Origin of the sequence: Neobacillus rhizophilus (genome assembly GCF_018343535.1) — a bacterium.
GTDB lineage: Bacteria > Bacillota > Bacilli > Bacillales > Cytobacillaceae > Neobacillus > Neobacillus rhizophilus.
The window spans coordinates 553,834-580,258 of the sequence record NZ_JAGYPF010000003.1 but is presented as its reverse complement, the minus strand read 5'-3'; the positions used below and the strand labels follow the sequence as shown (position 1 = coordinate 580,258).

Annotated in this window: 29 protein-coding genes and 1 pseudogene; 18 read left to right on the top strand and 12 right to left on the bottom strand. The window is 37.4% G+C overall.

All coding sequences use genetic code 11. The features are described 5' to 3' along the window. Window positions 1-235: 235 nt before the first annotated feature. Window positions 236-1,198, bottom strand: coding sequence for a helix-turn-helix transcriptional regulator (locus KHA99_RS16325; RefSeq protein WP_213118528.1), 963 nt, complete (start codon window positions 1,196-1,198; stop codon window positions 236-238). A gap of 108 nt (window positions 1,199-1,306) precedes the next feature. On the opposite strand from KHA99_RS16325, the gene KHA99_RS16320 reads away from it, so the two are divergent. Continuing rightward, window positions 1,307-1,786 (top strand): GyrI-like domain-containing protein, encoded by a 480-nt coding sequence (locus KHA99_RS16320; protein WP_213118527.1) that lies wholly within the window; start codon window positions 1,307-1,309, stop codon window positions 1,784-1,786. Between the two features lie 220 nt (window positions 1,787-2,006). On the opposite strand, the gene KHA99_RS16315 is transcribed toward KHA99_RS16320, so the two are convergent. Beyond that, complete coding sequence (locus KHA99_RS16315; protein ID WP_213118526.1) at window positions 2,007-2,924, bottom strand: LysR family transcriptional regulator; 918 nt, start codon at window positions 2,922-2,924, stop codon at window positions 2,007-2,009. A gap of 237 nt (window positions 2,925-3,161) precedes the next feature. Here KHA99_RS16315 and KHA99_RS16310 point away from each other — a divergent pair, with 237 nt between their 5' ends. From KHA99_RS16310 to KHA99_RS16295, 4 genes are all read left to right on the top strand, one after another. Next, window positions 3,162-4,370: an MFS transporter gene (locus tag KHA99_RS16310; RefSeq protein WP_213118525.1), complete on the top strand. Its 1,209-nt coding sequence runs from the start codon at window positions 3,162-3,164 to the stop codon at window positions 4,368-4,370. Between the two features lie 126 nt (window positions 4,371-4,496). Next, on the top strand, window positions 4,497-4,961 hold the full coding sequence (locus KHA99_RS16305; RefSeq protein ID WP_213118524.1) for a DinB family protein: 465 nt from the start codon (window positions 4,497-4,499) through the stop codon (window positions 4,959-4,961). A 141-nt stretch (window positions 4,962-5,102) separates the two neighbouring features. Then, window positions 5,103-5,666 (top strand): glycine/sarcosine/betaine reductase selenoprotein B family protein, encoded by a 564-nt coding sequence (locus KHA99_RS16300; protein WP_213118523.1) that lies wholly within the window; start codon window positions 5,103-5,105, stop codon window positions 5,664-5,666. 360 nt (window positions 5,667-6,026) lie between these two features. Next, entirely contained in the window at window positions 6,027-6,950 is a 924-nt protein-coding gene (locus tag KHA99_RS16295) for an RNA polymerase sigma-70 factor (protein WP_213118522.1), read from the top strand. A gap of 253 nt (window positions 6,951-7,203) precedes the next feature. On the opposite strand, the gene KHA99_RS31215 is transcribed toward KHA99_RS16295, so the two are convergent. Continuing rightward, window positions 7,204-7,338, bottom strand: a complete 135-nt coding sequence (locus KHA99_RS31215; protein ID WP_261363806.1) for a hypothetical protein — start codon at window positions 7,336-7,338, stop codon at window positions 7,204-7,206. Window positions 7,339-7,498: 160 nt separating this feature from the next. Continuing rightward, window positions 7,499-8,290 carry a YwqG family protein gene (locus KHA99_RS16290; protein ID WP_213118521.1) on the bottom strand — a complete coding sequence of 264 codons (792 nt, stop codon included), beginning with the start codon at window positions 8,288-8,290 and terminating at the stop codon, window positions 7,499-7,501. A gap of 229 nt (window positions 8,291-8,519) precedes the next feature. On the opposite strand from KHA99_RS16290, the gene KHA99_RS16285 reads away from it, so the two are divergent. After that, complete coding sequence (locus tag KHA99_RS16285) at window positions 8,520-8,855, top strand: hypothetical protein (protein WP_213118520.1); 336 nt, start codon at window positions 8,520-8,522, stop codon at window positions 8,853-8,855. 540 nt (window positions 8,856-9,395) lie between these two features. On the opposite strand, the gene lspA is transcribed toward KHA99_RS16285, so the two are convergent. Together lspA and KHA99_RS16275 are read right to left on the bottom strand one after the other, a co-directional pair. Next, window positions 9,396-9,833 (bottom strand): signal peptidase II, encoded by a 438-nt coding sequence (gene lspA, locus KHA99_RS16280; RefSeq protein ID WP_213118519.1) that lies wholly within the window; start codon window positions 9,831-9,833, stop codon window positions 9,396-9,398. Window positions 9,834-10,121: 288 nt separating this feature from the next. Then, complete coding sequence (locus KHA99_RS16275; protein ID WP_213118518.1) at window positions 10,122-11,582, bottom strand: S8 family serine peptidase; 1,461 nt, start codon at window positions 11,580-11,582, stop codon at window positions 10,122-10,124. Between the two features lie 230 nt (window positions 11,583-11,812). Between KHA99_RS16275 and KHA99_RS16270 the strand changes: the two genes are divergently transcribed. Further along, window positions 11,813-12,088: a group II intron maturase-specific domain-containing protein gene (locus KHA99_RS16270; RefSeq protein ID WP_261363805.1), complete on the top strand. Its 276-nt coding sequence runs from the start codon at window positions 11,813-11,815 to the stop codon at window positions 12,086-12,088. A gap of 715 nt (window positions 12,089-12,803) precedes the next feature. Here KHA99_RS16270 and KHA99_RS16265 read toward each other — a convergent pair. Continuing rightward, a complete protein-coding gene (locus tag KHA99_RS16265; RefSeq protein WP_213118517.1) occupies window positions 12,804-13,382 on the bottom strand; it encodes a CBO0543 family protein in 579 nt (192 codons plus the stop codon). A 289-nt stretch (window positions 13,383-13,671) separates the two neighbouring features. Here KHA99_RS16265 and KHA99_RS16260 point away from each other — a divergent pair, with 289 nt between their 5' ends. Together KHA99_RS16260 and KHA99_RS16255 are read left to right on the top strand one after the other, a co-directional pair. After that, a complete protein-coding gene (locus KHA99_RS16260) occupies window positions 13,672-14,010 on the top strand; it encodes a DUF5655 domain-containing protein (RefSeq protein WP_213118516.1) in 339 nt (112 codons plus the stop codon). Window positions 14,011-14,191: 181 nt separating this feature from the next. Then, on the top strand, window positions 14,192-15,289 hold the full coding sequence (locus KHA99_RS16255) for an L-dopachrome tautomerase-related protein (RefSeq protein WP_213118899.1): 1,098 nt from the start codon (window positions 14,192-14,194) through the stop codon (window positions 15,287-15,289). Window positions 15,290-15,431: 142 nt separating this feature from the next. Here the strand turns inward: KHA99_RS16255 and KHA99_RS16250 are convergent, their stop codons facing one another. From KHA99_RS16250 to KHA99_RS16230, 5 genes are read right to left on the bottom strand one after another with little or no spacing between them, the layout of a single operon-like run. Next, window positions 15,432-15,731 carry a spore coat protein gene (locus KHA99_RS16250; protein ID WP_213118515.1) on the bottom strand — a complete coding sequence of 100 codons (300 nt, stop codon included), beginning with the start codon at window positions 15,729-15,731 and terminating at the stop codon, window positions 15,432-15,434. 18 nt (window positions 15,732-15,749) lie between these two features. Beyond that, on the bottom strand, window positions 15,750-15,944 hold the full coding sequence (locus KHA99_RS16245) for a hypothetical protein (protein WP_213118514.1): 195 nt from the start codon (window positions 15,942-15,944) through the stop codon (window positions 15,750-15,752). Window positions 15,945-15,961: 17 nt separating this feature from the next. Then, the gene (locus KHA99_RS16240) at window positions 15,962-17,098 is read right to left on the bottom strand and encodes a zinc-dependent alcohol dehydrogenase (RefSeq protein WP_213118513.1); all 1,137 of its coding nucleotides are present in this window, start codon (window positions 17,096-17,098) and stop codon (window positions 15,962-15,964) included. Between the two features lie 18 nt (window positions 17,099-17,116). After that, a complete protein-coding gene (locus tag KHA99_RS16235; RefSeq protein WP_213118512.1) occupies window positions 17,117-17,485 on the bottom strand; it encodes a spore coat protein in 369 nt (122 codons plus the stop codon). A 16-nt stretch (window positions 17,486-17,501) separates the two neighbouring features. Next, the gene (locus KHA99_RS16230; protein WP_213118511.1) at window positions 17,502-17,747 is read right to left on the bottom strand and encodes a spore gernimation protein GerQ; all 246 of its coding nucleotides are present in this window, start codon (window positions 17,745-17,747) and stop codon (window positions 17,502-17,504) included. A 326-nt stretch (window positions 17,748-18,073) separates the two neighbouring features. On the opposite strand from KHA99_RS16230, the gene KHA99_RS16225 reads away from it, so the two are divergent. From KHA99_RS16225 to KHA99_RS16190, 9 genes and pseudogenes are all read left to right on the top strand, one after another. Beyond that, complete coding sequence (locus KHA99_RS16225) at window positions 18,074-19,192, top strand: GerAB/ArcD/ProY family transporter (protein WP_213118510.1); 1,119 nt, start codon at window positions 18,074-18,076, stop codon at window positions 19,190-19,192. 188 nt (window positions 19,193-19,380) lie between these two features. Next, entirely contained in the window at window positions 19,381-20,871 is a 1,491-nt protein-coding gene (locus KHA99_RS16220; RefSeq protein ID WP_249366751.1) for a spore germination protein, read from the top strand. Window positions 20,872-20,906: 35 nt separating this feature from the next. After that, window positions 20,907-22,079, top strand: coding sequence for a Ger(x)C family spore germination protein (locus KHA99_RS16215; RefSeq protein ID WP_213118508.1), 1,173 nt, complete (start codon window positions 20,907-20,909; stop codon window positions 22,077-22,079). Between the two features lie 20 nt (window positions 22,080-22,099). Further along, window positions 22,100-22,324: a hypothetical protein gene (locus tag KHA99_RS16210; RefSeq protein WP_213118507.1), complete on the top strand. Its 225-nt coding sequence runs from the start codon at window positions 22,100-22,102 to the stop codon at window positions 22,322-22,324. 5 nt (window positions 22,325-22,329) lie between these two features. Then, window positions 22,330-22,656, top strand: a pseudogene (locus KHA99_RS30820) (Tn3 family transposase); the annotation flags it as partial. A gap of 303 nt (window positions 22,657-22,959) precedes the next feature. Continuing rightward, complete coding sequence (locus KHA99_RS16205) at window positions 22,960-23,265, top strand: DUF4870 domain-containing protein (RefSeq protein ID WP_213118506.1); 306 nt, start codon at window positions 22,960-22,962, stop codon at window positions 23,263-23,265. Between the two features lie 71 nt (window positions 23,266-23,336). After that, window positions 23,337-23,795: an NUDIX hydrolase gene (locus KHA99_RS16200; RefSeq protein WP_213118505.1), complete on the top strand. Its 459-nt coding sequence runs from the start codon at window positions 23,337-23,339 to the stop codon at window positions 23,793-23,795. A gap of 599 nt (window positions 23,796-24,394) precedes the next feature. Then, complete coding sequence (gene ltrA / locus KHA99_RS16195; protein ID WP_213116059.1) at window positions 24,395-25,696, top strand: group II intron reverse transcriptase/maturase; 1,302 nt, start codon at window positions 24,395-24,397, stop codon at window positions 25,694-25,696. A gap of 244 nt (window positions 25,697-25,940) precedes the next feature. Next, window positions 25,941-26,372 (top strand): MarR family winged helix-turn-helix transcriptional regulator, encoded by a 432-nt coding sequence (locus KHA99_RS16190; RefSeq protein WP_213118504.1) that lies wholly within the window; start codon window positions 25,941-25,943, stop codon window positions 26,370-26,372. The last annotated feature ends 53 nt before the right edge of the window (window positions 26,373-26,425 follow it).

The window sequence follows — 26,425 nt, the reverse complement described above, 5'->3', positions numbered from 1 at the left end:
AAGTTTGATTTTCCTTCTTCGTCGACTAATACGCTCTTTAATGAATGGTAAAAAAACAGTTTCGAGTATTACTAAATTAGATAAATAGCATTCTAGTAGTTAACAGCATGAAAGATGAAAATTCAACAATCGGGTGCTTTTCTTGAGTGCGTTCGGTGGAGAGATGCAAAACGCCATATCGGATTTGTGATACGGTTACCGTAACGCAGCCTATATAAGGTTTAACGGGCACTGCTTAAGTGCAGAATAGAAATACTCTTTCTTGTAAAACTTCCAAGACTTCTTCGGGAACTTCCCTGATCTTGATATCCCCACCTAGGAAAAGCAGCCAATTTGTTATTTCGGTCAATTCTTCTGAATGATTAACATTGATAAAAGTCTTTAGGATGGCTGTGGTTTGGTAAGGATTCGTAAAGGAAATTGAAACTTTTAAAGGATGGTATTTTTTGAACTGGGCAATCGCCTTTGGACCAAGTTCAAGGACAAGGTTGATTACTTCTTCCTGTTTCCTTAGTTTTTCTAAAATCTTTTTCTTACTTAGTCTTTTTTCCGTGGAATATGGTTGTACATCGGTGAGGTTGTCGACAGGGAAAATTTGTCTCTTTTCCTCCTTTAAGTTAAAGCCTTCAATCAGCCAAAGGCCTTTTTCATGATAAAGGTGTAAAAGAAAAATTGGATAAGACTTTATGACCTTGCCTTCTTTAATGGTAATCAATAAATAGCTATCCAAAAGCAGGATTTGAATAAGTTTTTCTAACATCGGATGGGGAAGGTCTGACAGTTCAAGCAGGTCGGGATTATTGGGATTGGTCCCTTCAAAAAGCAGGATTTGATTTAATAGAACCAGGTCATCTTGCTGGTTTTCTGAAATAAGGCCTAGTAATTTTTCAGCTAAAGACTGACGGCTCTTTAGATAAGGGAGTTGTTGATTTCTTGTGGCCATAAAGGCAATAAAGAGAGCTTTAATCTCATTATCGGTAAAGCGGACGGTGGGCAGGACCGAATTGTTCATGACAAAATAACCGCCATCCCTTCCAACTTCAGCGACAAGCGGCATCCCCATGGCTTCAATTTCTCGAATATCTCGAATCGCGGTCGAACGAGAGATGTTAAATTCCTGCATGATCTCAGAAATGGTAAAGTGGGAGCGGTTGTTGATATACCGCATGATGGTGTTAATCCGTTCAACTTTTTTCATCGGGACTCCTAAACAGTTTCATTTTTTGACATGATTAAAGATTATTATAAACTTATCAATTGAAAAGATAAATCATTTGATAAATTTAAAAAAAAGGATGGTTTGAATATGACAAATTATACGTTAGAAGAAAAAGAAAGCTTCACCGTTTTAGGTATTGGAACAGAGCTTACGAGCCACTACACAGACTATGCTGGCATAACCAAAGAAAAGGCAGACTTTTGGTCGGACGTCAATCAAGATGGAAGGCTTGCCAAGTTAAAAGCCGTTGCCACAAATGACTACATTTTTGTCGTGAATGAAGCAGTGAATAACAAGATGATGCATTATGCCGGCGTAATGACAGAGCAATCTTTACCAGAAGCATCCAGAGTGATTCAATTTCCTAAAAGTGAATACCTCGTTGTAAAAGGGGAAGCGGAGACGGCTGAAGCGTTGAGTAATATGGTTACTGGCATTGCCTTTGGTCAAGTATTGCCTGAAGCAAAGGATTTTGCCTATGTTGGCGGGCCAAATACAGCGGTTATCATGGGGCAACGAAACGGCTCAGTATTCGGTGAAATGTGGATTCCGGTTGTTAGAAAATAAAGAGATAACCATAGGGAGATCAAAAGTAAAACCACTATAAATTATATATGGCTATTCAACAAATGGGCGTAATTGTTGAATAAATGAATCCCAATTTCTCATTTATATCACTGAGAGATTGGGATTTTTAATTTTTGAATATCCTTAACGCTGTAAATCCGTATATAAAACGCTGAGTATTGAATGACAATAAAGTGGTTTAAAATTTTGACTTTACTTTTCAGTTCGTGTGATCATTGATTACTTCTGCATGATTTATCGCTGTTTCGATATAGGTATTCAAAGTGTCGATAAACGCTCGGGCTGCAAATCCCAAGTACTTTTCAGTGCGATAAACTATACAAATATTTTGACTCGGTGTGGGATTAGTTAACTTAATAATTTTAATATTTTTGTTATCAAGATTTTCAAGTAACAATTTTGGCAGAACACTTATCCCAATTCCTTGCTGTACCATGTTAATCAGAGAGGATATTGTTGTAGTTTCGATCTTTGGATGTAGATGAAATCCTAGTTCCATGCAAAATTTATCAACTAATTTACGACACTGATGATTAGAAGGAAACATCACGGTTTCCATGAATTGTAGATCTTTTAGTTGTACAGTCCTTTTATTTGCAAAGGAACTCTCTATTGCAACAGCTAAAGAAAACTCTTCATTAAATAGAGGAATTTGCACAATTCGATCATCATGAAAGGAGGAAGTGGTTACGCCGATATCGATATTTCCCTTTATGACTTGTTCTGTCACTTCGGTTGTTTCTATTACTGATAAAGATAATTTAGGGTAGGTTCGGTGAAATTCTACGAGCAAAGCATTAAATAACAAATCCGCATCTCCTGGCAAGACACCGATCGTAAGCGTTCCACCTTGAATATTTTTCATATCAGCAATAGCATCACGAGCGTATTTAATATGTGAAAAAACATGTTTACTCTGTTCTAACAACACTTTTCCGGCATCTGTCAAGGTAATACGTTTTCCCATGCGATCAAATAAAGGAACCCCTAACTCCTTCTCCAAAAATTTAATCTGTTGGCTGAGATTGGACTGTGTGGTAAAAAGTTTCTCAGATGCCCTTGAAAAATGCATCTCTTCACAAATGGCAATAAAATACTCCAATTGTCTTAGCTCCATGTATACATCCCCCCCAACGGTAATCATCATCACTTTTACTTATCATTATAATCGGAAATACATGATTGTTGGAATTTTTTACAAGAGGTAAACTTATTTTGACATTAAGCGCGCGCAGTAAATAAAAGGAAAAGAGGTTTTCTCATGTTGTAATTGAGAAATATTTAGCGAATTTATCCATGTCTGCTTGAATCTTTATTAAATTGTTATCTAACTAATAAACATGGAGGTGGAAAAGTGTACACTAAATTAACCATATTTTTCTTATTGATGTTTTTAATCGCATCTAACTCATTTCTCTTATCACCGCTTTTGCCCGTTTTACAGATTGAATTTCAGATTACAACCGTGCAGGCTGGCTGGATGATTAGCTCCTATGCTTTAACTTATGCTGTTTTCTCTTTGTTATTTGGTCCTATCTCAGACAAATGGAATCGCAAGAAGGTAATGATGTATGGTCTGGTTGGTTATGCAATGGCTATTTTCTTATGTGGATTTTCCTCTAGTTGGTTAGAAATAATCCTATATCAAGCCATAGCTGGTTTATTTGCTGCTTTGATTACTCCACAAGTGTGGGCATCTATCACTATACTAATTCCTCCTGATCGTTTAGTTATGGGGATGGGGGTTGTAATAGGAGGTGTGTCAGCAGCCCAAGTGTTAGGACTCCCTCTCGGAAGTTTTTTAGCAAGCATAAGTTGGTCGATTCCTTATTTTGTGCTCTCCCTTGAAGCGATAGTAATCATTATATTGCTTATTTGGTTGATTCCTAGTTTACCCCCGCCATCGGTTGAAAAGAAGCCGAACCCATTTGTCGAGCCTTATCGTCAACTATTGAAATCGAGCAAAGCACGCTTTGGTTTTTTGGCTTACTTGGTCTTTGCCATCGGTTATTATGCAACTTTCACCTTTTTTGGCAAGTGGCTTGCTGATCGTTTTCAGCTTGATGTAAAAACTGCAGGGATGGTGTTTCTTTTTTTCGGATTAGGCAGTTTAATCGGCAGTCTGTTTGGCAGTCCTTTGGTGACAAAGTTGACCCGTTTCCATACATTAAATATTGGGGCTGTAATGATGTCTATTTTGTACATTATTCTGCCTATGTCGAAAACGGTTTTGTATGTTGAAGTATTGCTTTTTACGATCGCTGCCATCGGTGGTGTCTTAATTTCGGTTATCCTTAGTTCCCTACAAACTATTTCTAGTACGCAAAGAGGAACGGTTGCGGCATTATCTAACTCTTGCCAATATTTTGGTTCAATGATTGGAACGGGAATGGCAGGTGTATTATATAGCACATTGAATGGTTTTTTCTCGGTCAGTTTATTTGCATCGCTTATGTTTCTCTTATCCATTTTTCTTTTCATAAAGAGCAAGATAACTAATGATAAAACTTTTGAGCAAAAGGGGATAAATGAAGCAGAGGGATTAACTGGTTTAATTAAATAAAGAGGTAGACTCATCCATAAAATAAACAACTTTTATTTTGCAAAGCAAGAGGTGCCTTAATTATATTCCTTGCTATTTATTAATATTATAAAATGGACGATTGTATCAGTGAGAGGAGAGAAAGAAATGAACAAACTTGTGTTCAAGCAATTTGAAATGACAAGAGAGTACTTCATTAAGATCATAGGGTCTGTTCCTAAGGGCCAAACTGATGTCCAGCCAGATGGTTTCAACAACACAATTCACTGGCATACAGGTCACGTTTTGACAGTTACTGAACAAACTATGTTTGGTTTTCCTCAGGCAACAACACATCTTCCCCCAATCTATATCGAATTGTTCGGGAAGGGTACTAAACCAGCTGATTGGACGGGGAATGTACCTACTATGGATGAGCTTATGGTACAGCTAAAAGATCAATTGGATCGTCTTCAGCAAATTCCAGCTGAACAACTAAACAATTCCTTGGAAACACCATTCATGGGATGTAAAACCTTTGGAGAGCTGGCAGGTTTAACACTGATGCATGAAGCAGCCCACATGGGACAGATTCAGGCAATGAATCGAGTCATTGAACATGTGAGTGTATAATGTATAAGGCTCTTAAAGAGTTACCTATCTGATGATCGGTTTTTTTAATAAATCCTTATAGCCATGTCACAAATCCCCCTCCTATTTCGTCCCTATGTGTGAAAGATAAAACAGGTTGAAAATGAAAAGGAGGCATATTTGATGGCAAATATTCATTCATCTTCCAAGGTTGGCTTTGGTAGAAAGGTAGTATTCAAGCTTGCTCAATCGAAATTGATGGGTAAATTGATGGAGAAATACCCCAAATTTATTGATCGAATCAGTATGAAAAGTATGAAATTGGGCAGTGAAAGAAGTGAAGATGTTCCCTGGACTCCATTAAAAAGGCCGATTGAGGAAAGTCGGGTGGCACTCATTACCACGGGAGGCATCATCCTGAAAAGCCAACCCCCATTTGACTTGAACGATTCCAAGGGGGATTGCTCCTATCGTGTGATTCCCTCAGATACACCCTCAAGTGAAACGGTGATCAGTCATTTATTTTATGATCATAGCGATGTAAAGGTTGATTTGGAAATTATGTTTCCTTTAGCCACTCTACACCGCTTGCAACGGGAAGGTAAAGTAGGGAGTATCGCCCCGCGTCACTTCAGTTTTCAGGGAGGAATTCATGATCCCTCTCCGTTGGTTGAAAAAACAGGACCGGAAGTTGCGCGCAGTCTTGTGAAGGACCAGGTGGATTTGGCCATTCTGACCCCTGCCTGAAGCCACTGTCATCGGTCCGTGGGACTGATCGCACGAGAATTGGAAAAGCAGGGAATAGCGACAATCACAGTAACCCTGTTACCAGAAACGACAAATGCTTTGGGAGTACCCCGATCGATTTATTTCCCCAACAAACTGGGGAGTCCGATCGGTCGTGCCAACAAAAAGGAGGAACAGTACTCTGCTTTGTTACAATGTTTGGATGCATTGGGCAAAGCAAAAAAAGGGGAGATGATCACCGGGACGAGATGAAACAAACTCGTCCCAACGGACAGAATAGCCCTATTGGTCTGAAATTTATGGTAAAATATAGAAAAGAGTGTAATGCAGGGTGCTCACAAACAAAAGGGTGTGCTTTGAATGCCGGACGGTTCTAAATCTAAACATCTTCCACCTGATGATGATATGACCAATATGGCTTATATGACCGAAGTTTACTCTTCTTATAAATCGGCTCTTTTTTCGCTTGCTTATCGTATGTTGGGAAGTGTGACCGATGCAGAAGACATCGTGCAAGAAGCTTTTTTGAATTTGAATCAAGTTTCTTTGCATTCGATTCATCATGTGAAAAGTTATTTATGGAAGGTCACAACAAACCTTAGCATTGACTTTCTGCGTTCTGCCCGAAAGAGGAGAGAAGTGTATGTCGGCTCTTGGTTACCGGAACCGATCATTAACGGAAAGGGGGCGGATCCGGCAGACCGGGTGATTGCCAATGAGGAGTTATCCATCGCTTTTTTACATCTACTTGAAAACTTAAATCCGGTGGAAAGAGCGGTGTTCCTTCTGCGGGAAGTTTACTCTTATTCTTACAATGAGATTGCGCAATTAATAGGTAAATCTCCTGATAACAGCCGAAAAATACAAAGCAGAGCGAAACAAAAAGTCGGCGATTTATCCCCCAAAGAGGGGGGAGATAGGAGTAAAAAAGAAGAAACTGTGCGTGACTTTATGGAGGCAGTTCAAAGCAACAACACCGAAAAACTTTTGTCCATTTTATTAGATGACTTCACTATTTATTCCGACGGAGGAGGTAAAGTAAAAGCAAACTTGCGTCCTATCTTTGGAATTAAACGAGCCGTCGCCGCTTTAAAGGGTGTCAACAGTAGAATTCCATCCAATTTGATTGTCATGGAAGCGGATGTGAACGGACAACCGGGAATGATTATGAAGGCGGACGATCAAATTTTTTATGTATTGGCATTTCAGTTCGATGACGATAAACTTTCTGCTCTATACAACATAGTTAATCCAGATAAACTGAAGCATTTGAAAAAAAGCTGAAATGACAGTGGGAGTGAATCTTTATAGGGTGGTTTGACCACCTGGGGAGAGGCTTTAATTTTATTCTTCAACTATCGGGTGCTATCCTTGAACAAGGATAGCGCTCTATTTGTTGGAATATGGATGGCTAAATACCCTCGAAGGTCAGAGTATGAATGACGCAAATGCAATCATCATGGCAACTTCTGCCTATAATCCTTTTTTTAGTGCCCCACTAAGGACGAGTTTTCTTTGTTTTTGACAGCTTCTTCAATTAAAAACCCGGTACATCCACACATTTTCTAATCGTATCCATGATCTTATCTACTGCATCCTCAATCTTGATCTGTACTTCCTCATTATATAGACCAAGTGATGAATAAGCAGCAGCGTAGAAGTCAACGAACATATTCGCAGCCTTCTTTGGAATATGGCCAGATTCGTTATGATGCATGGGGACGGTTCTTATGCATCATTTCAGTCGTTTTCAGCCCATGCACCTAAGCTAAGATGGAACCTGAACCGGCACCGCGGAATGAGACAAGAGAACCGTCCCTATGCATCTAGTTTTAAAAACACTGCAAGGTGAACCTTACTTTATCAAATTGCTTATTCGCTAATTCCTCTTTATCTATGCAGAAGTAAAGCAGCCCGCAATCGCCCCACATGACCCCTAAATCCTCTTCATCGGAGTCGATTTGAAACAGTAATATCGGTTCCTTTTCATCGTTATATAGCTCTTCAAACACATCGTTTTGCACATTAAATGGTTCTCCGAGCATATAGTGGGAGGGGGAGGTGTTACCTTCTTCATCTTCCAGCTCCATTAATTCTTGGCGAAAGTTCCAAAAGTTCTCTTCTTCGTCTTCGTTTTCAAATGTAAGATTAGCAGGATTTTCAGATATCGTAGAGATGTTCTTGAAATTCACCTGGTATGCATTTAATGGATAATAGTTATCGCTGATCTCCGGATACTCTTTTCTTTTCAATGTGGCCAAATCGCCATCAAAATAAAGTACCTTAAAGCATCCCTCTTCCTCTTCAAAGCCCCAAGGCTGCTCAACGACATCATAAAAAAGATACAAGATCCCGCTGTTTGGAAGCAAACCATCTTTATCATATGGTTTCATTTCTTTCAGTTTAAATTGCCCGATGAACGTTAAATAGCCGTTATCATATTTGGGAAATTCCATTTCATCAGGCATATCTGGCAAACCGCCTAATTTCGAAGAACCAATTGGAATATACTCTTGGTTTACCTTTATTTTTTCTATTTTAATAGAATTCTTCAAAGCTGAGATAATATCTGCTTTTTTATGGTACAACTCATGTTCGCGAAGTAAATTGTCAATGTGCTGCATAAAACAGAATCCCCCTTTTTTTGCCGTTTTTTTACACCAACCAAACAAAAAAACCTGCTTTAAAGCTATTATATAAAAAAATTCAAAGCTCGTTTGTTAAGATATGGTAAATGATGAAAACTGTTGAAGTATATACGTCCTATGAACTAATCCATCTGATACATATATCAAGCTATTTGCTATAATAATACTATAATTGGAAAATTTATGCTTTAAAGGAGATGGGAATATGGACGCAAAAACATTATGGGAGAAGCTTATTAATAAAGCTAGAGTAACAGAGTTCGAAATACATACTGTTCCGCAAAATAGTAGTACCCCTTTGTGGTTTCAGGTCGGGGGCCAAGGAAGCTATTTAGTAATAAGTAAAGCAAGGTCTAATAGCCCAAGTGTCAATCTTTCAAATGACAGAAGGATTAGCTTTAAAGACTTTGAGTTTGTTCACGGGTTTTATGAGCGCTGGCAAAAAGGCGAAACCGGTGTTCGGCAGGAGGTCTCCAGAAAGTCACAGAATACGGCTTACATTTTTGCATTAATTGCTCATGCTACTAAAGTATTGGTTTAAATGCTTTTAAGCAATATGGAGGGAGTTCTATGCAAATAGTTAAAAATTACAAAAACGGGCACATCTCCTTGTTAAGGAAATAATGCCCCTGTTTATGGGATAGAGTATTTTTCGTACCACTTTCCCTATTTTTTTATATTCATCTACTTATGTGTATATACCCAAATAACTTAACTATAGAAAGAGCCTTTAACAGGGCTCTTTTCCAAAATTCATTATTTCAAAGTTTCATATCAATGCCTCTGACCGTACTTAGGTCTGATGAAATAAAGAGAAGCGTATCAAACGAACGATACGCTTCTTTGGAGGTGGGAGTGACCTATGTGCAGGAGGCGTGGCGGTGAGAGATTTCCGTCTCTCTATGTTAGAATATGTAAAGAGAATAAAGAAGATTGGACAAGCATGGAAAATAAGAAAATTATTTTAAAAAAATTCTTCTCTTCGAGACAAAAAAATCTTATGTGTTGGCAGTTGACCGTCAACGATTTATGATTGGTCAATATCAGCTAGAAGGGGAAAGAAATGTATTTGTAGGAAAATCTAGTGCTTATTTTTAAACCATCTAACGACCCCATAAATAATAAGCAGGAACACCCCTATTTCGATAGCATGGTCGGCAAAGTTTAGAATTCCGCCAGTGCGAATGATAAAATCTGTCACTTGCCCGAACAAAAGTCTATCAATCCCATTTCCAATTGCTCCTCCGACCAGGAATCCAAAACTGCAATCGATGAGAGAACCCTTCATTTCTCCGGTTCTGCGAAAATATAAAACACCTATTACGAAAAACACAGCCACAACTCCGAAAAGCCGTGCATTGCCTTGAAATAAACCTCCTGCCATCCCGCTATTTTCGATATGTGTGAGATGTACTCCCCACAATGTAAATGTTTCATTGATATCAATGTAGGCCCGAATTAGATATTTAGAAAGCTGGTCCATCACAATAACGAGGATTGCAATTACATAAAATAGCATATAAAAGTCCTTCTCTCTTGCAGAATAACCTGCATCCTAATCATCATTATAATGGGAAGCTTTTTTCTATACTATTATGAAGCTCGCCTTTTTACGCGTAAAACTTCTGATTTTCACCTTCAGAACCGCGCAATATTCATTGTCCTGAGTAATGATGGTTTAAATGCTTTGTGGCAGTACGGAGAGACTTATATGCCAATAGTTAAAGAACAAAAAAACGGGCACATCTCCTTGTTAATGAAATAATGCCCCCGTTTATGAGATAGAGTATTCTTTGTACTACTTTCCCTATTTTTTTAGATTCATCAATGCCCGATAAGCATTGGCTTCCCCAGAACCATAGAAGGCATCTTGGCCTGGTTTTCCGTAGTCAATCGCTGTTTGTTTAATGACCGCTGATACTTGCGAAGGCTTTAACTCAGGGTGTGCAGCTTTAATAACGCCGGCAATCCCAGCGACTTGAGGAGTTGCCATTGAAGTACCTGCATTATAATTGTATGGCGTACCTAAGTAGGTTGGCCATGTGCTTAGGATTAAGTTAGAAAAATCCGCCGTGACTGGATCAAAGGTTTCGGCATATTTCGAACCAAAGTCCCCTCCAGGAGCTGCTACATCAATCGCACTGTTTCCATAATTGGAGTAAAAGGCAAGTTCTGCTTTAGACCATTTGTTTGAGGCCGATACATTGATCACTCCAGGCATTTGTGCAGGTACAACTGTAGTTGGTCCTTTAAGTGAGATTCCATATGGTTCATAAAGCGAGTTTAAGTAATTAGTAACCTCATTCTTGTCATCCAGGTTCAAGCTTTCATTTCCACTACCCGCTACTACGGTTACGTCGTTCTTCAGAGCGTATTGGATCGCGCGCTTCCACAATAACGTATCGGCCGTTGTTTTATAGGTTTCTCCTTCAATGATTGTTTTCGAAGTATTATAGAGTCTTAGAGACATATTAATGACGTCTACCTTATCATTCGCAGCTTCTATGATGCCATCAATGATAAAGGATGGGAGAGTAAGAGCTTGGTCCGAAAAGAATACACGATAGGTGCGAATTCCTAGGTCTGGTCCTACACCTTTAACATTTCCATTTGCTGCAATGATACCAGACACATGTGTTCCGTGACCGTTACGATCCACAATGTCATTTGGGTCACCAGTTTCTGTTTCATCCATTCCGGCAGGGACCAGATTCCGTCCGCCAATAAGATTCTTCTGTAAATCTGGATGTGTTGGGTCAATCCCAGTATCAATAACCCCTACCACCGCTTTATGTACAGTTTCTCCTTTTTCATTTTCATATCCGCCGGTTTCAATTTCATATGATTTCCCATTGTTCGTTACCCGTTGGGTGTCCCACTGCTCCTCCCAAAGACTTCCTTGTTGGTTGAGAGCTGTTGTTTGGGCAGTGTTTTGAATCATCGCCGGCTGGTTTAATGCAAGTGGTATCTCTTTACTAGCAACCTCAATGGAAGGTACTTTTTTGAGATTACTTAGAAATGCAGGATTATCGGACTGTGCTTCGATTCCTCCCACTTCCGGGAGTGCTTTTACCACTCGGCCGCCTGCTTTTTTGATTGCTTCTTCGTAGCCCTTTGGCAGCTCGTTTTTAAATGCAATCACATACAGGCTTTTTCCTTCTGATTTCGATAATTGGTTTTCAGCAGCCAGGCTAGGTGCTGCACCTCCTGCCACAATTCCGAACCCTACTGTAACGGAAAGCATGGTTTTTACTAAAACTTTCTTCATGATAATCCTCCTTTTGTTATGGAATATATTTCCTTACCTATCACCATATTAATTTACCATTGTTATTCTAGTTTTGGAAATAAATTGTATTAGACGCATCAATCAACAATGCAAAATAGGTGAAATTGCTTATTGGATAGGAGGATGTTTTTGGGGGACAAGCACTTCCAACGGAAGCAGCCAAAACAGTAATAGAAAAATGGTTCTTTTGTGATGTTTATAAGGAATGGTTGAAGATTAATAGAAATAAAGATATTCATATAATTATGGATAGATTTAGACGCTCACTGATAGGTTATTGCAATTATTATTGCATCACAGATAATACCCAAAGTGTAAACAAATTCAGAGACAAAATCGGATATTTACTGTTTAAATGGCTCAATAGAAGAAGTCAGAGGAAATCATTTACTAGGGGTAAATTTAGACTCTTTCTCAATAAATACCCATTACCTTACGCAAGAGTTAAGATTAACATATATGACCTAAGAAAAGGGATCGACTAGCGGAAGAAGGAAATAGAAAATAAAGTTAGAATCTATTAAAAGGAATTAAATTTGTTATTCCAAGTCAGAATAGTTAAACAAATATTGATTAATTGGGAGTTATAAGATGAAAAATAACAAAAGAAATAGAGACGGCTTTTTTTAAGATACCCTAATTGAATTTATATTTGAAGTGGTTTGGAACATCTTAATGTTTATACCAAGAATGATAATTCGCTTTATAGGGAACATTTGGTGAAGTGATTAGTCAAAATAGAGCTAACGAGGGCGTTTGAAAATAAGAACAGTCGCTTTTTTACAAACGGGGGAGCATCCCTGTAATCAATGAAAGTGCGGGTCAAGTTTGTGAAAAAACGTACTTAAAGTAACGGGAGTTTAGTTGAGAAGAAAAACTAATAATGCGTATTTGACTCAAAATGAGAAGCAAGAAGGTGACTGAATGTTTGAAAATTGTAACGGAAAATGAAGTCGTTTAGATGCTTTTGAAAAATGATAAAGAAAAGTATGTTAATAGTGACATTCTATACTTCAAACTATGCTTTCTTGAGTTCGGTTATTGGAAAGACCATAATCGGACTGATAAGTGTGAAGAGGATGAACAGGAATATAGGATATGGCCCTTCGCTTATGTTGGACTGATAATAGACTATTATTACGTATTAAGTGTATGAACTGAAAAATATAGAAAAAGCACCCATATTTTGTGAGTACTTTACTATTGTCTATTCTGAGCTGAGAATTTAGGTTTATGTAATATATGAAATAACCAGGTTATAACTTTTGCTATCAAAAGTACAAATACGTATCCAAAAAATAAGTGAAAATAATTAATTTCACCGTACATTCTAAAAAGACCAGTACTTACTAAAATAGGCTTTAAAATAAATGCAAATATAGCAGCAGTTATTATAGCATATAGGTAATAATTTTTATGATTATTTAATGTCCATTGGTAAATGAGCATGAAGGCCACAGGGACCATGGAAGTGTCCAATGAGATGCTTGGCAGTGCAGGGATAATCTGATAAGGGTAATGCCAATACCCTCTATTTATACCGTATAAATCGATAAATGTAAAAAAAACATGAACGTTATATCCATAAAAACCAATTAGAAATACTTTACTTCGGTCAATCTTAATATAAAGAATAACCAATGGGACTAAAAGAATAGCGATTAAAACCCAAAACTGCCACGTAGAAGGGTTAGAATAGTCTGTCCAATAATTAATTAAAGAATCGGTATTCTCTTTTCTACCGTATAGAATCTTGTCAAATTCATGTAAACGTTCCATTAAACTTCCTCCCTAATGTTTGCCAATTATACAGTTAGAATAACCTAATATATTTAGTTTATTAGTAATTAAATTAAGAAGATAATTATTTCGCATTTGATGATATTGTGAAGAAATGTACTTAAGCTATCGGGGGCAATCCTTCAAGATCGGCTGCTTGAAAAACAGGCAGCCGTTATTGCGTTAACGTGGAAGGTTAGTGAATAAAGAAATGGTAAAAGGATGTAAAAAGAGGCAAAATAAAGGTAATAAAGTTTAATATGTTAAAGTGAAAGCAGGAGATGGTGATATGTCAGAAGATGAATTATTCTCAAATAAGGCATCTAATGTTTATGAAATATATTCAAAAATACTCTATTTATTGAAAGAAATTGGACCTTTTGAAATTGAGTTTAAAAAGACTTCTATACATCTTTTGAATAAATCTTCCTTCGGAGGAGTTCATCCAAAAAAGAAATGGTTAGATTTTAATTTAGTAACAAACCATCAAATTGAACACGAGAAGATTACTAAAATTGAACAAGTTTCAAAAAACAGATTTCACAATAACTTTAGATTTCATAGTGAAGACGAACTAAATCAGGAGTTTTTAGTTCTTTTAAAAGAATCATATCAATTAATGAGTTAGTTAACAGGAGACCTTTAAATTAAAATGTTTCCTTTCTTCTGACAGACTTATTAAATTTCGAAAACAATCCATTCAATCATCTTTTCGTATAGAAAAACTTATTAAGAAACATGCACTAGAAAAAATATAAATCATATATAGGTGATATCCCGTTTGAATGCTTGAGGAGGATATTATGAATATGAAACCTATGTTACCTAGTGAAAAATATTTCGGTAATTTAGAATTAGTTTATGCATTTTATGGGGCTATGCCTACAGGTGTTACTGTTTCAGAAACCGGTCGTATTTTCATTTGCTTTCCGAAATGGGGAGACGATGTTAGATTTACGGTGGCGGAAATTGTTGAGGATAAATTGCAGCCTTATCCTAATTTACAAACCAATATGGTTAACCCCGCGAATATCACAATGACTTTCATCAGTGTCCAAAGTGTAGTTGCTGATGGAAGGGGAACGCTTTGGATATTAGATACAGCGGCACCTAATTTTTCTGAACCTATTAAAGGGGGGGCAAAATTAGTCGCTGTTGATTTAGAAACTAATACAATAAGAAAAGTATATACCTTTACAGAAGATGTTGTCCTGCCTACAACTTATCTGAATGATGTCCGTTTTGATTTTCGTGTTGGAAAAGCAGGTTATGCCTATATAACGGATTCTTCTTCAAGAGGCCCAGGAGCTATTATCGTCGTAGATTTATCAAATGGAAACGCGTTTAGACGGCTAAATGGGGCAAATTCAACTTCACCCGATCCCTATTTTTTACCGAAAGTAGAAGGTCAAATTTTAATGAATCGAAACAAAGACGGTTCAACTTCTCCATTTAGATTGGCGTCTGATAGTCTTGCGATTTCTCCCGATGGAAAGATATTATTTTTTGCTCCACTAACCAGTCGTCATTTGTTCTCGATCTCAACAGAAGCCCTGAGAGACATAACGATACCGGACATAGATTTACCTTATCATGTGGAGTATTGGGGAGAAAAAGGTGCGTCTGATGGAATGATCACCGATGCAAAGGGAACTGTTTATGCTGGAGATTATGAAAACAACAGTATCCGTAAGATATTGCCAAATGGCATAATGGAAACTATCGCACATGATCCGAGAATTTTGTGGCCGGATACTTTTTCAATTGGTCCGGATCAATATTTGTATGTCATTGTGAACCAATTACATCGACAGCCTAGATTTCATTATGGAAAAGACTTACGACAGAAACCTTATAGTTTACTTCGTATCAAAATTGATGAATTTCCTGCTCCGACCTTTTCATAATAAAAATAGTCAATTAATTGTTTTCATTATATATTGTAAAACAAACACGAGTAAGCAAGAAGTATTAACTTTATTTACTTCCGCCAAATAAACTCATAATGGTTTAAAAGGAACAGTTTGTTAAACTGTTCCTAGAAATTTTTTATAATGTCGGTAAGTTCAATGCTGTATTGATATTATTTAAATCCAAACTGATCTGTTCGTTTGTATCCCAAGCATGGTACCATCCTTTTTCTACCATATATGTGGATATTTGTTCATGCATATCAAGAGCTTCCACTAAATGGCGAGTGAGCATTTCTTTAATTTCCGGTGTTCCTGCCTCCGTAGCTGCCATGGCATAATTTCTAATTCCACTTTTGGCTGAAATGAGTAGATCCATTGCAACGACTTGATCCGATAGTCCGTCCATGCCCGTTAAATTTTCAATGATTGGATTCATGTTCATTCATCTCCTAATTTACTGCTTAGCGTTGGAAAGGATAGAAGCATATTCTTGTAATTGTTTCGTAGATACATCAATGTCTTGCTGCATAATATCTTTTAATAGCTGATCTGTAACTAACGCTTTCATCGTTTTTGATTTAGTTAAACAAGTGGTCTTAAATGCAGCCATCTCATGGACCTCAAGAACTTCATGTAAGGCGTAGTTCATTTTTTATACCTCCTTCCTCAAGGTTTCAACACGACTTTTATACAATCATCCATTTTTGTGTCAAAAATCTCATAGCCACGCTTTGCTTCACTAAGTGGAAGGACATGACTTACGACATCTCCTGGATCAATTTTTCCGGTCGAAACTAATTCAAACATATATGGCATATAGTGGATGACAGGTGCTTGACCGGAGCGGATATTGATATTTCGCTGCATAATATCTCCAAGAGGGAAACCATTATATCTGCCGCCGTAAACGCCAGTAACTTGAATTGTCCCGCCTTTACGCACTGCTTGTGAAGCCATGATAACCGCACTTAATGCTCCGCCATGAAGCTTCATTCCGCTTGCAAGGAACTCCATATCAGTCATTTTACCGTCCATACCAACTGCATCAATGACAACATCAGCGCCGCCTTTGGTGATTTCCTTCAGGTAACTTCCGACATTCTCATGGTCCTCAAAGTTAACAATTTCTACTTTGTTGGTGCGCTTGGCGTGCTGCAGGCGATAATTGACATAATCAACGGCAATGACTCGCTTTGCCCCTTTTAACCAACAGAATTTTTGAGCAAAAAGACCAACCGGACCACAGCCAAGAACAATAACTGTATCTCCATCCTTTACACCTGCATTGTCAACACTCCAAAAACCAGTAGTCATCGCATCGGCAATAACTGCTAACTTTTCATCTGGTTCTTCACAAGTCTCCGGAATTTTGAAATGAGTAAAGTTGGCAAATGGCACTCTTAAATATTCAGCTTGCCCACCTGGATAGCCACCCGTCGTACCAGAATATCCGAAATAGGCACCCATATCACCATTATCATTTGAATTATCACATTGGCTTTCCAAATGGTTTTTACAGTACTGGCATTCACCGCATGCTATATTAAAGGGAATAATTACTCGATCTCCCTTTTTTACTTTAGTCACTCCTGGACCAACTTCTTCGACGATTCCCATTGGTTCATGGCCAATAACATAGTTTTCCTGCAGGTTAGGAATCATACCATGAATTAAATGTAAATCAGACCCACATATAGCTGTACTCGTTACTTTAATAATCATGTCATCTGGTTTTTCAATCTTTGGATCTGGAACTTCTTTGACTACAACATTTTTAATACCTTGATACGTTACTGCCTTCATTGGTTACAGCCTCCAGTGTTAGTGTTCATCAGGTGTCCGATCAAACATACCTTTTCTATTGGTCTCAACAGGGAATAGATTCATTTTGCCAATCATCAAAGTATTGTTGGCAGAGAGTTGATCTAGTTTATACTGTTCACTTAGTTCGTATGGATGGAACCATTTTTTATTAATCATTAATTCTGTAATTTCTTGGTGCATGGCAATCCCTTGCATTAACTGGTTTCGTAAAAGGGTTCTAACATCAGGTGATGCTGACTCCGTTAATGCAACCGCAATATTGCGCACACCTTCTTTGGCACGAAGAAGTAAATCCATCGCAAAGGTCGTATCTGCTAGCTCTGGTACGTGTAGCGAGTTTATAGGGTCTAAATAGTCCTGGTTCAATGAATTTGCCTCCTTTTCAATTTATTATTGGTGTTGGCCGGTTTTGAGGAACTGGAGCTTCAAAAGGTGCGCGTTGATAAACTGCCTGTAATTCTCCAAGCGCTTGCATGGATTGTTCAACATCTTTTTGCATTAATGCTCTCAAATCATGATCAAATACGAGTCCTTGCATTAGTTTTGATTTCGCTAAGCATAGGGTTTTAAAATTAATAACCTCATGTAGATCCAAAGACTCATGATCGGCTAATTTTTGAATATCCATTTTGGTTTCCTCCTTTTTGACTAGCTATAATACAAAGGTATTATTCCAAATTTTTAATGAATCATTCTTTAATAGTTTTTTTAAGAGGTGGGAAAAACGCTGATTAAATGGGCTGGAATAATCATATTGTAGTGAAAATTCATTCATAAGGTATCGCTAATAAATACTCGATATATTTTTTGATTAAAAGGGCATAGGTTTAACCCATACAACTTAGGAAAAGAAAATGAAAACTTTGTTATTTTCATCTAATTAGTTTTTTACAACCTGCATTTTTTATTTTTTTAAAGAGATACTATATAAAAATAAATAAAGAGGTAAGAGTTATGCACGATAAAGGGAGGATTACAGCCTATCAAATGGCACTGATGATATATCCAACCATTTATGCCACAGCTGTTCTAATGGTTCCAGAAATTACAGGACAATATGTGGGACGCGATAGTTGGGCAGCACCCATTTTAGGTTCCTTAAATGGATTTTTTACTGCTTATGTCCTTTATAAATTACATAAGATGTATCCAAATGAATCACTTATTCAATATAGTAAACATATTATTGGACCCTTTCTAAGTAAAATACTTGGATTATCCTACCTGTTCTTTTTCTTGTTTATGTGTGGGTTCATTTTAAAGGAGTATTATTTTTTCATTGGAATTTCCCTTTTACCAAAAACTCCAATGATTGCAATTATAGGAAGCGTTGTTATTATGGCATCCCTCGCTATAACTGGGGGAGTAGAGGTGCTTGGGAGAGCTTCCCAACTATTCATTCCTATTTTCATTCTCCCTATACCGATATTTACAATCATGCTTCTTAAAGACTTTGATCCAAAGAATGTTCTACCGATCTTGGAACATGGTTTGTTACCTGTGCTCCAAGGTGCCGCTGCCCCACAGGCTTGGTTCAGTGAGGTATTCCTTATATCTATGTTTCTTCCCTTTTTAAAAGATCCTGAAAAAGGATTGAAATGGAGTTTTATCTCAGTATTTGCGGTTATGCTTAGTCTTGTTAGTTTAAATTTACTGACTATTTTCCTATTTGGAGAGATGACTGCTAGTTACACTTTTCCTGTTTTCAAGGCTGTACGGTTTATCAGTCTTTCTGATTTTTTTGAACATTTAGAAGCGGGAATTATCACTATTTGGATTTTAGGTGCGTATATCAAAATTACAGTCTTCTATTATGCATTAGTTTTGGGTAACGCACAATGGTTGAACCTTTCAGACTTCAAGCCAATCGTTTTACCATTCGGTTTATTAATATCTCTATTTGCTATTTGGGAATTCGCAAATTTACAGGAACAGTTTGAATTTTCAAAGTTCATCTTCCCGTTTTATGTTCCATTTATGTTAACTGTTCTACCAACAATATTATTGATTATTGCTAAGATACGGACAAGAAATACTATGAAGAAAGAGCCACCACGTATATCCAATTATTAGAAAAGGTTGATTTTCAAATATTTTATCTCAGACCCTTCCTTTTCTTTTTTGATCTTTTTGATCGAAAATCAATCAGTCAAATAAAAAATGATGTTTTAATAAATAGGAAATTCGCTAACAGAAAGGACTTGTTCAACTTGTTTCGAATTTTAAAAAAACGTCCTCAAAAACAACATCCTATTGAAGAAATGAGTAACCGAAATCTTCCTCTGTCAACAGAGTTGGATAAAAATCTTCAAATTCTAAAATCCATTTATAAGGGTTGCATCGATGTAATCTATCATCCTTTTTTAATTGCCGGAAAAACAAAAGCACTCCTTGTATATATTGATGGCTTATCTGATACAGAACAAATAGATTCTAGCGTCCTTGCTCCTTTAATGTCTAAAACAATTGATAAATCGATTAACCTTCAAGAGACATGTGAAAATATACAATTATCAAATATACGAGTGGTCAAGACATATGATGATTGTATAAAGAACATTTCTAATGGAAACCCTATCCTTTTAATGGAACATGAGGAACAAGGAGCGGCTTTAGGACTAGCCAAATGGGATAAGAGGTCCATTAAAGAACCTGATTCCGAAAGCGTAATCCGGGGACCAAGAGAAGGATTTGTGGAAACTTTGGGAGTCAATATTTCCATGCTTCGGCGAAAAATCAGAAGTCCTAACCTAAAAATGATTAAAATGAATATCGGGAGTTATTCTGATACAAGTATAATCATTGCTTATATAGAGGGAATTGCTAATCAGTCATTAATAGATGAGGTTCAAAACAGACTACAGAAAGTCGAAATCGACAGTGTTTTGGAAAGCGGATATATCGAGGAATTGATAGAGGATAATGTTTTTTCACCGTTTCCGCAGTTACTTGATACGGAACGACCAGATGTCGCCTCAGCTAACCTATTGGAAGGACGTGTCGTCATATTAGTAGATGGTACTCCTTTCGTTCTAATTGCTCCTGTAAGCTTTTTTTCTTTTTTTCAGGCACCTGATGACTATTACCAACGTTATTTGATTAGTTCTGTTATAAGAATAATGCGTCTTTTCTTTATGTTAATTTCTGTATTCTTACCTTCGCTCTATGTCGCAGTTTCCAGCTTCCATCAGGAGATGGTACCTACAACCTTGATATTAAGTATGGCATCGTTACGGGAAAGTGTCCCATTTACTGCCTTGATAGAGGCAGTAATAATGGAGATTGTTTTCGAAGCGCTTCGTGAAGCAGGGCTCCGTCTACCTAAACAAGTCGGAGCTGCAGTAAGCATTGTAGGGGCATTAGTTATCGGGCAAGCTGCTGTTCAAGCAGGCCTTGTTTCTCCTCTCATGGTAATTGTTGTGGCGATTACAGGCATTGCTTCTTTTATGATTCCTCGCTACTCAGAAGGAATTGCTTTAAGATTGATTCGCTTTCCCATCATGATGCTTGCTGGAACGATGGGGCTATATGGATTAGCGCTTGGTTTTATTGCGATAGTCATCCATTTATGTAAATTACGCTCTTTCGGTGTTCCATATCTTTCACCAATAGCCCCAACAATAGGACGAGATATGAAGGATGCTTTTATACGTTCTCCTTGGTGGATGTTAAATACACGACAACATTTAACTGGAAGAATTAATAAGTACAGACAGGCTCCCAATCAGCAACCAAAACCAAAAAATAGATGAAACTTACTGAAATTAAAAGGAAGGGAATTGAAAGAATGAATGATACTTTGTTTCGAATAATGAAAGCTATTCTTTCCTTCTTTCTTGTTCTTTCACAGTGTGTTTTGCTAACTGGTTGCTGGGACAATAAGGAACTAAATCAATTAGCCATCATAGTAGGAGCAGCCATCGATAAAGACAAAAATAATAAAATTAAATTAACTGTTCAAGTCTTCCTTCCTCAATCACAAAGTGGTGGCCAACAAAGTAGTTCTGGTAAGGCCCAAGTAGAGATCAAATCAGCTGTTGGAACAAACCTGGCTGATGCTGCATCCAATCTTCAACGGGAATATTCACGCAAACTTTTTTGGGGACATTGTAAAACATATATTTTTGGCCGATCCCTCTCTGAAAAAGGGAACCTCGGAAGACAAATAGACTTCATAGACCGTCACCCAGAGCCTCGCGAGGATTCTCACTTATATGTCAGTGATGGAAAGGCATCTGACATTTTACAGCTATCAGCTTCATTAGAAAAATATGTAGGAGATGTGCTTAGAAAGATGTCGGAAATGCATGTTGGTGCAAATATGACATTGAAAGATTTTGAACTGATGGTTACAAGTGAAGGAGGAGGTGCACTATTACCGCTTATTAAAATCAAGCATCCAAATAATGATGATAGGAAAATGAATGTCTCTCCCATTATTGGTGGCACAGCTATTTTTATGAGAGATAAAATGATTGGGAGAATTAATGAAGTTGAATCAAAAGGATTATTATGGGTAAGAAATCAAAATGAATTACCTGAAATAACAGGGTATCCCAAAAAAGGGCAAACCATTTCACTATATCTGAAAAGAACAAAGACAAATCTGGTTCCAAAAATTGAAAACGGAAAATGGAGTGTCACTATAAATATATCAAAGGAAGGGATGATTGTTCAAAATGGAAGCAAAATAAATATTATGAGTAAGAAAAATACAAAAAGAGTAGAAAATTATATAGAAAAAGACGTTTCTAATTCCATAGAGAAAGCCCTTAAGCAGGTAAAAGATGGAATGAAGGTGGATCCCTTTGGATTTGCTACTGCTTTTCATCGTAAATACCCAAAAGAATGGGAAAAAGTAAAAGATCACTGGGAAGTTGTTCTTCCAGATATCTATGTAGAAACGAAAGTTAAGGTACATGTACTAGAGCCTGGGTTGTCGACCACTACTTTGGAGTGAAATGAAAAAGGAGCAAAAAAATGAAGATATTTGAGCTTATAGGAATATCCATATTAGTTTTTCTGATCCTCTTACTTGAATGGCGGAAGTTATATCCAAATCAAAAAAAAGAAAAAATAATACTTGTGACCTTAACAGGAATAAGCTTGCTAGTTGCTATCTTACTTCTTTACTTTCCAGAAATTCCGGGTCCAACTCAAATGATTAGTTCCCTCTTTTTCCCGCTAGGGAGGATGCTTAAATAAAATATCAATCACTAGAATATCAATCTATCCAATCAGCCAAGTCATTGATGGAAGCACTAGATATTATTAAAAATATGAATGATACCGGTAAACGGAAGGGGTCCAGAAGGAGCTCCTCTTAGTTTTGTCTCTAATCGGGAGTAGAAACATGTATATGACGATGATGGAAGTATCAATCGTCATTATTATGAAATGGCAGCATTAACTGAATGACGAAATCATATTCGGTCAGGAGATGTATCTGTTCGAGGCAGTAAACAAATAAAGATTTTGAAGAGTATCTAATTCCAAAAGAAAAATGGTTAGAAACTGGTTCCCATCATAATCGGCTTGAACTTCCTCTAGTTAAATTCTGAGCGGCAGCTGCGATCTCTTTTCTTTTTGTGCTAACGCGGCAGTTAAGTTGAAGAAAAAATTTTTAACTTGTTCCACAATCGGGGCATATAGTGGAGTAATCTCAGTAGCTGAAAAAATGTAAAAGAATAGTTCGCATACTGGAATTTTGATTTGGACTACGACCAAAGTCGTATAACGATTTAGTTCATAGCCTGATGTAATATTCTAACCAAAACTTTATAATGATTAATGAATAAAGGTTTGGTAAATATTACGATACAAAGAGGAGTAAATGTTAAATGGAAAATAAGGGATTCAAAATATTGATTCATGCTAGTACTTGGTTTGCACCTATACTAGTTCCCATTATCACATATTTTATTATTTCAGATCGAGAAATTAAAAGCTTATCCTTACAGGCTTTGGTATTTCATATTGTGATTGGTATTTTAATCTCAGTGTCTGCTTTTTTTTCTTGGATATTAATCGGGATTCCATTCCTCATTATTTTTGGACTCATTGCTATAATAGCTCCGATTGTTGGAATTGTTAAAGCATTTAATGGGCGTCCTTTTCGATATCCTATTATTGGATCATGGTTTTGATTAAATCTAAACGAATCTAATCGTGTTAAATAGAGGTAAATTAATCTCCAAAGAGAATTGAGGAGGAATGGATGTCGCAAAATGGAATTGTTTTAGTAGCAAGTGTGTCAATCTTTAGTGATGAAAAAGTCTTGATTATTAGAGAGAATAAACCAACTGCTGTTGATAAGTGGAACTTTCCGAGTGGACGTATCGAATATGGTGAGGACATTCTCTATTCAGCTAGAAGGGAAGTTAAAGAGGAAACGGGGTTGGACGTAAAATTGATTGGCACTACTGGTGTATATAATTTTATCAGTAGTACGAACAATCAAGTTATTTTATTTCATTTTATTGGTGAAGTTACTGGAGGTTCATTAAATCTCGAAGAAGGTGAGATTTCCGACAGCAAGTGGATAAAAGTAAATGACCTTGTAACATTTGAAAACGAAGACTTAAGAGAACCGAATGTAATAAAGCAAATAATCGATAACCTATTAAAAGAGAATCTACACTCGATTAGTGTGTATAATGAGCAACTTATTAAATAGTTTTTATTGAGCTCTAACGGGTGCAAGAGTTGAAGATGGGATCGCTACAGGCGGTCCTTTAAGTATTGCGTGCCCAGCAAGCCGTTAATTGCTAATTGGTGAAAGTCCAATCTGAGTAAGTACCAAGACGCTCAGTAGCTGACAGGCAACTGGTGAAGAAACTCTAAGGTTGAAGCCCTGTGACAAAGTAACTCTCTAGCAGAGTGCGAGCAAACTAACAGGTTGTAACATTAAGTGAATCCTGCCGTCTCGTCAAAGGAACCCACCGTCGGTGGCTAAAGAGAAGTCGAGCCTTGAGTATATGGGCGAAGACCATGGAAGGTGTGAAGAACTTGGGAAAGCAGCACCAAGGAATCTCTCGGGGTAAGGGGAGCGACATGTTAGGAAAGTAATTAACGGAACTGGGGATACCCTCCTCGTCACTTTCATACGAAAGTAAAGCAGAAACCTATAAGTGTAAACGAAGTGGTGAATGGATGAGAGGGAGTCGGAGGGGGTCATAGTACCAATGATGACAATGACAACATAACATTGTCTAGGGAAGGACGGCAAAAGCCAATACCCTACTTCGTTCATATGTTGGAAGGAGGTAAGAGTCAGTGAATGCCAAGAAAATGGCTAACTACACCAATAAAGTAAAAGCTCAAGAACTCTGGAAGACGTTATATCTTTGTGCCAAGGAAAACACTAGCCGTAGATTTCATGCTTTATATGACAAAATTTATCGTCCTGATATCCTATGGGAAGCCTGGCAACGTGTGAAACGAAAGAAAGGCAGTGGGGGCGTAGATGGACAATCGATTGTAAATATCGTCGAGGAATACGGAGAGAAGAAGTTCTTGAACGAACTCTACCTAGAGTTGAAAGAGAACAGATATCATCCCAATCCAGTCCTAAGAACCTACATACCAAAGGATGACGGGAAGAAACGTCCATTAGGAATCCCAACCATTAAAGATAGAGTTGCACAAATGGCTACTAAGATGGTTATTGAACCTATTTTTGAGGCTGACTTTCATGATTGCTCATTTGGTTTTCGTCCTAAACGTAATGCTCATCAAGCCATGGCAAAGATACGAAAAGCGAGTAAGAAATGTTTTTGGGTAGTAGACGTCGATATCCAAGGATATTTTGATAACATCAACCAAGATAAATTGATGAAATTGGTCGAACAACGTATCAGTGACCGCAGAGTTCTAAAGCTAATTCGTAAGTGGCTGAAGGCGGGCATCATGGAAGAAGGTAAGATTAGAAATCCGATTTCTGGAACACCGCAAGGTGGTGTTATCTCCCCGCTGTTAGCGAATATCTATTTAAACACAATGGATAAAATTTGGGAGAAGCGATTTAATCATTTAGGTGAACTGGTCAGGTATGCGGATGACTTCGTCATCATGTGCAACACTAAACAACATGCACTTAAAAGCATTAAAGTTATTCAAGCAATAATGGGAAAACTGGACCTTTCAATTAATCGAGATAAATCAAGATTGGTTCATCTTTGGGATGATATAGAGGGTTTTGACTTCTTAGGATTTCATAATAGGAAGTTTCCAATCCGTCGGAAAGGCGGTTACACATTATTTGTGATGTCACACATCCCGAAAAAGAACGCAATGAAGAAAATGCGTGCAAAAATTAAGGCATACACTGAGCCAAGGGCAAAATTGTACATGGATATTCATGACTTGGTGATCGGATTAAACAAGAAACTACAAGGTTTCAAAAATTACTATCTCATATCACTTAATGCAAAGAAATGGCTTAATCGGATTGATTGGTATGTGTTAGAACGCCTAACATTATTCTATAACAAGAAAAGAAATAGTCGTATGAAACATGGGAATTTAATAGACGTACGAAAAGAAATTGGTCATTTATTAGTGAAATTGGCTAGTTAGTCTCCGTAAAGCCAAAGAAAGAAGAACGTCGGAAAGCCGTATGAGGGAAAACTTCACGTACGGTTTGATGAGGAGGAACTGAAAGTAAAAGAGATAGCCGAAAGGCTATCCCTCTGAAATCAGTTTCTTACTCTACTACAACTATAAACCAAATTTTCTTATGTCTGTGGTAAGTTACAACTATTGCAAAAGTACAATAGTTTTGTTATACCAGTTATAGAACATAAGGAACAGGTGATGAAAAATGAGTCAGGAAATATTTGGGGAATTCTTATTGTCTATTATTAAAATGTCGGGTGTACTTGGTGGTGATAAGTCTTTTGTTGAAGGGCTGACCCCAAAACAATTGCATCTTTTAATGGAAATAGGCTCCAATACTTATCGTCACGGAGATTTGGCTGGCATTCTTGGTGTGGAGCCTTCCACGTTGACAAGGACACTGGATCCACTTGTGAAATCCGACCTGGTGGAAAGGCAGCACAACCTGGACAATAGAAGGGAAGTACTAATCAAACTTACCGGAAAGGGCTTGGAAGCAGTAGCGAATGCTCATGAGAAACATCATCAGTTGTTTGCGGACATTATAAAACAAGTTCCGGAAAACAAGCGAAAGCAAGTAGATGAAAGTGTGGCTATTTTGTTGGAGATTATCAAGAAGACAAACGTTAAGCATTAAAAAATAGAACGGCTGCCTGGATATTGAACCGAAGTTTAATTTTCAGGCAGCCG

Excerpts from the sequence above, each read along its gene's own strand:
- KHA99_RS16325 (WP_213118528.1), bottom strand. The coding sequence starts at position 1,198 with ATGAAAAAAGTTGAACGGATTAACACCATCATGCGGTATATCAACAAC.
- KHA99_RS16320 (WP_213118527.1), top strand. The coding sequence starts at position 1,307 with ATGACAAATTATACGTTAGAAGAAAAAGAAAGCTTCACCGTTTTAGGT.
- KHA99_RS16315 (WP_213118526.1), bottom strand. The coding sequence starts at position 2,924 with ATGGAGCTAAGACAATTGGAGTATTTTATTGCCATTTGTGAAGAGATG.
- KHA99_RS16305 (WP_213118524.1), top strand. The coding sequence starts at position 4,497 with ATGAACAAACTTGTGTTCAAGCAATTTGAAATGACAAGAGAGTACTTC.
- KHA99_RS16300 (WP_213118523.1), top strand. The coding sequence starts at position 5,103 with ATGGCAAATATTCATTCATCTTCCAAGGTTGGCTTTGGTAGAAAGGTA.
- KHA99_RS16295 (WP_213118522.1), top strand. The coding sequence starts at position 6,027 with ATGCCGGACGGTTCTAAATCTAAACATCTTCCACCTGATGATGATATG.
- KHA99_RS31215 (WP_261363806.1), bottom strand. The coding sequence starts at position 7,338 with ATGTTCGTTGACTTCTACGCTGCTGCTTATTCATCACTTGGTCTATAT.
- KHA99_RS16290 (WP_213118521.1), bottom strand. The coding sequence starts at position 8,290 with ATGCAGCACATTGACAATTTACTTCGCGAACATGAGTTGTACCATAAA.
- KHA99_RS16285 (WP_213118520.1), top strand. The coding sequence starts at position 8,520 with ATGGACGCAAAAACATTATGGGAGAAGCTTATTAATAAAGCTAGAGTA.
- lspA (WP_213118519.1), bottom strand. The coding sequence starts at position 9,833 with ATGCTATTTTATGTAATTGCAATCCTCGTTATTGTGATGGACCAGCTT.
- KHA99_RS16275 (WP_213118518.1), bottom strand. The coding sequence starts at position 11,582 with ATGAAGAAAGTTTTAGTAAAAACCATGCTTTCCGTTACAGTAGGGTTC.
- KHA99_RS16265 (WP_213118517.1), bottom strand. The coding sequence starts at position 13,382 with ATGGAACGTTTACATGAATTTGACAAGATTCTATACGGTAGAAAAGAG.
- KHA99_RS16260 (WP_213118516.1), top strand. The coding sequence starts at position 13,672 with ATGTCAGAAGATGAATTATTCTCAAATAAGGCATCTAATGTTTATGAA.
- KHA99_RS16255 (WP_213118899.1), top strand. The coding sequence starts at position 14,192 with ATGAAACCTATGTTACCTAGTGAAAAATATTTCGGTAATTTAGAATTA.
- KHA99_RS16250 (WP_213118515.1), bottom strand. The coding sequence starts at position 15,731 with ATGAATCCAATCATTGAAAATTTAACGGGCATGGACGGACTATCGGAT.
- KHA99_RS16245 (WP_213118514.1), bottom strand. The coding sequence starts at position 15,944 with ATGAACTACGCCTTACATGAAGTTCTTGAGGTCCATGAGATGGCTGCA.
- KHA99_RS16240 (WP_213118513.1), bottom strand. The coding sequence starts at position 17,098 with ATGAAGGCAGTAACGTATCAAGGTATTAAAAATGTTGTAGTCAAAGAA.
- KHA99_RS16230 (WP_213118511.1), bottom strand. The coding sequence starts at position 17,747 with ATGGATATTCAAAAATTAGCCGATCATGAGTCTTTGGATCTACATGAG.
- KHA99_RS16225 (WP_213118510.1), top strand. The coding sequence starts at position 18,074 with ATGCACGATAAAGGGAGGATTACAGCCTATCAAATGGCACTGATGATA.
- KHA99_RS16220 (WP_249366751.1), top strand. The coding sequence starts at position 19,381 with ATGAGTAACCGAAATCTTCCTCTGTCAACAGAGTTGGATAAAAATCTT.
- KHA99_RS16215 (WP_213118508.1), top strand. The coding sequence starts at position 20,907 with ATGAATGATACTTTGTTTCGAATAATGAAAGCTATTCTTTCCTTCTTT.
- KHA99_RS16210 (WP_213118507.1), top strand. The coding sequence starts at position 22,100 with ATGAAGATATTTGAGCTTATAGGAATATCCATATTAGTTTTTCTGATC.
- KHA99_RS16205 (WP_213118506.1), top strand. The coding sequence starts at position 22,960 with ATGGAAAATAAGGGATTCAAAATATTGATTCATGCTAGTACTTGGTTT.
- KHA99_RS16200 (WP_213118505.1), top strand. The coding sequence starts at position 23,337 with ATGTCGCAAAATGGAATTGTTTTAGTAGCAAGTGTGTCAATCTTTAGT.
- KHA99_RS16190 (WP_213118504.1), top strand. The coding sequence starts at position 25,941 with ATGAGTCAGGAAATATTTGGGGAATTCTTATTGTCTATTATTAAAATG.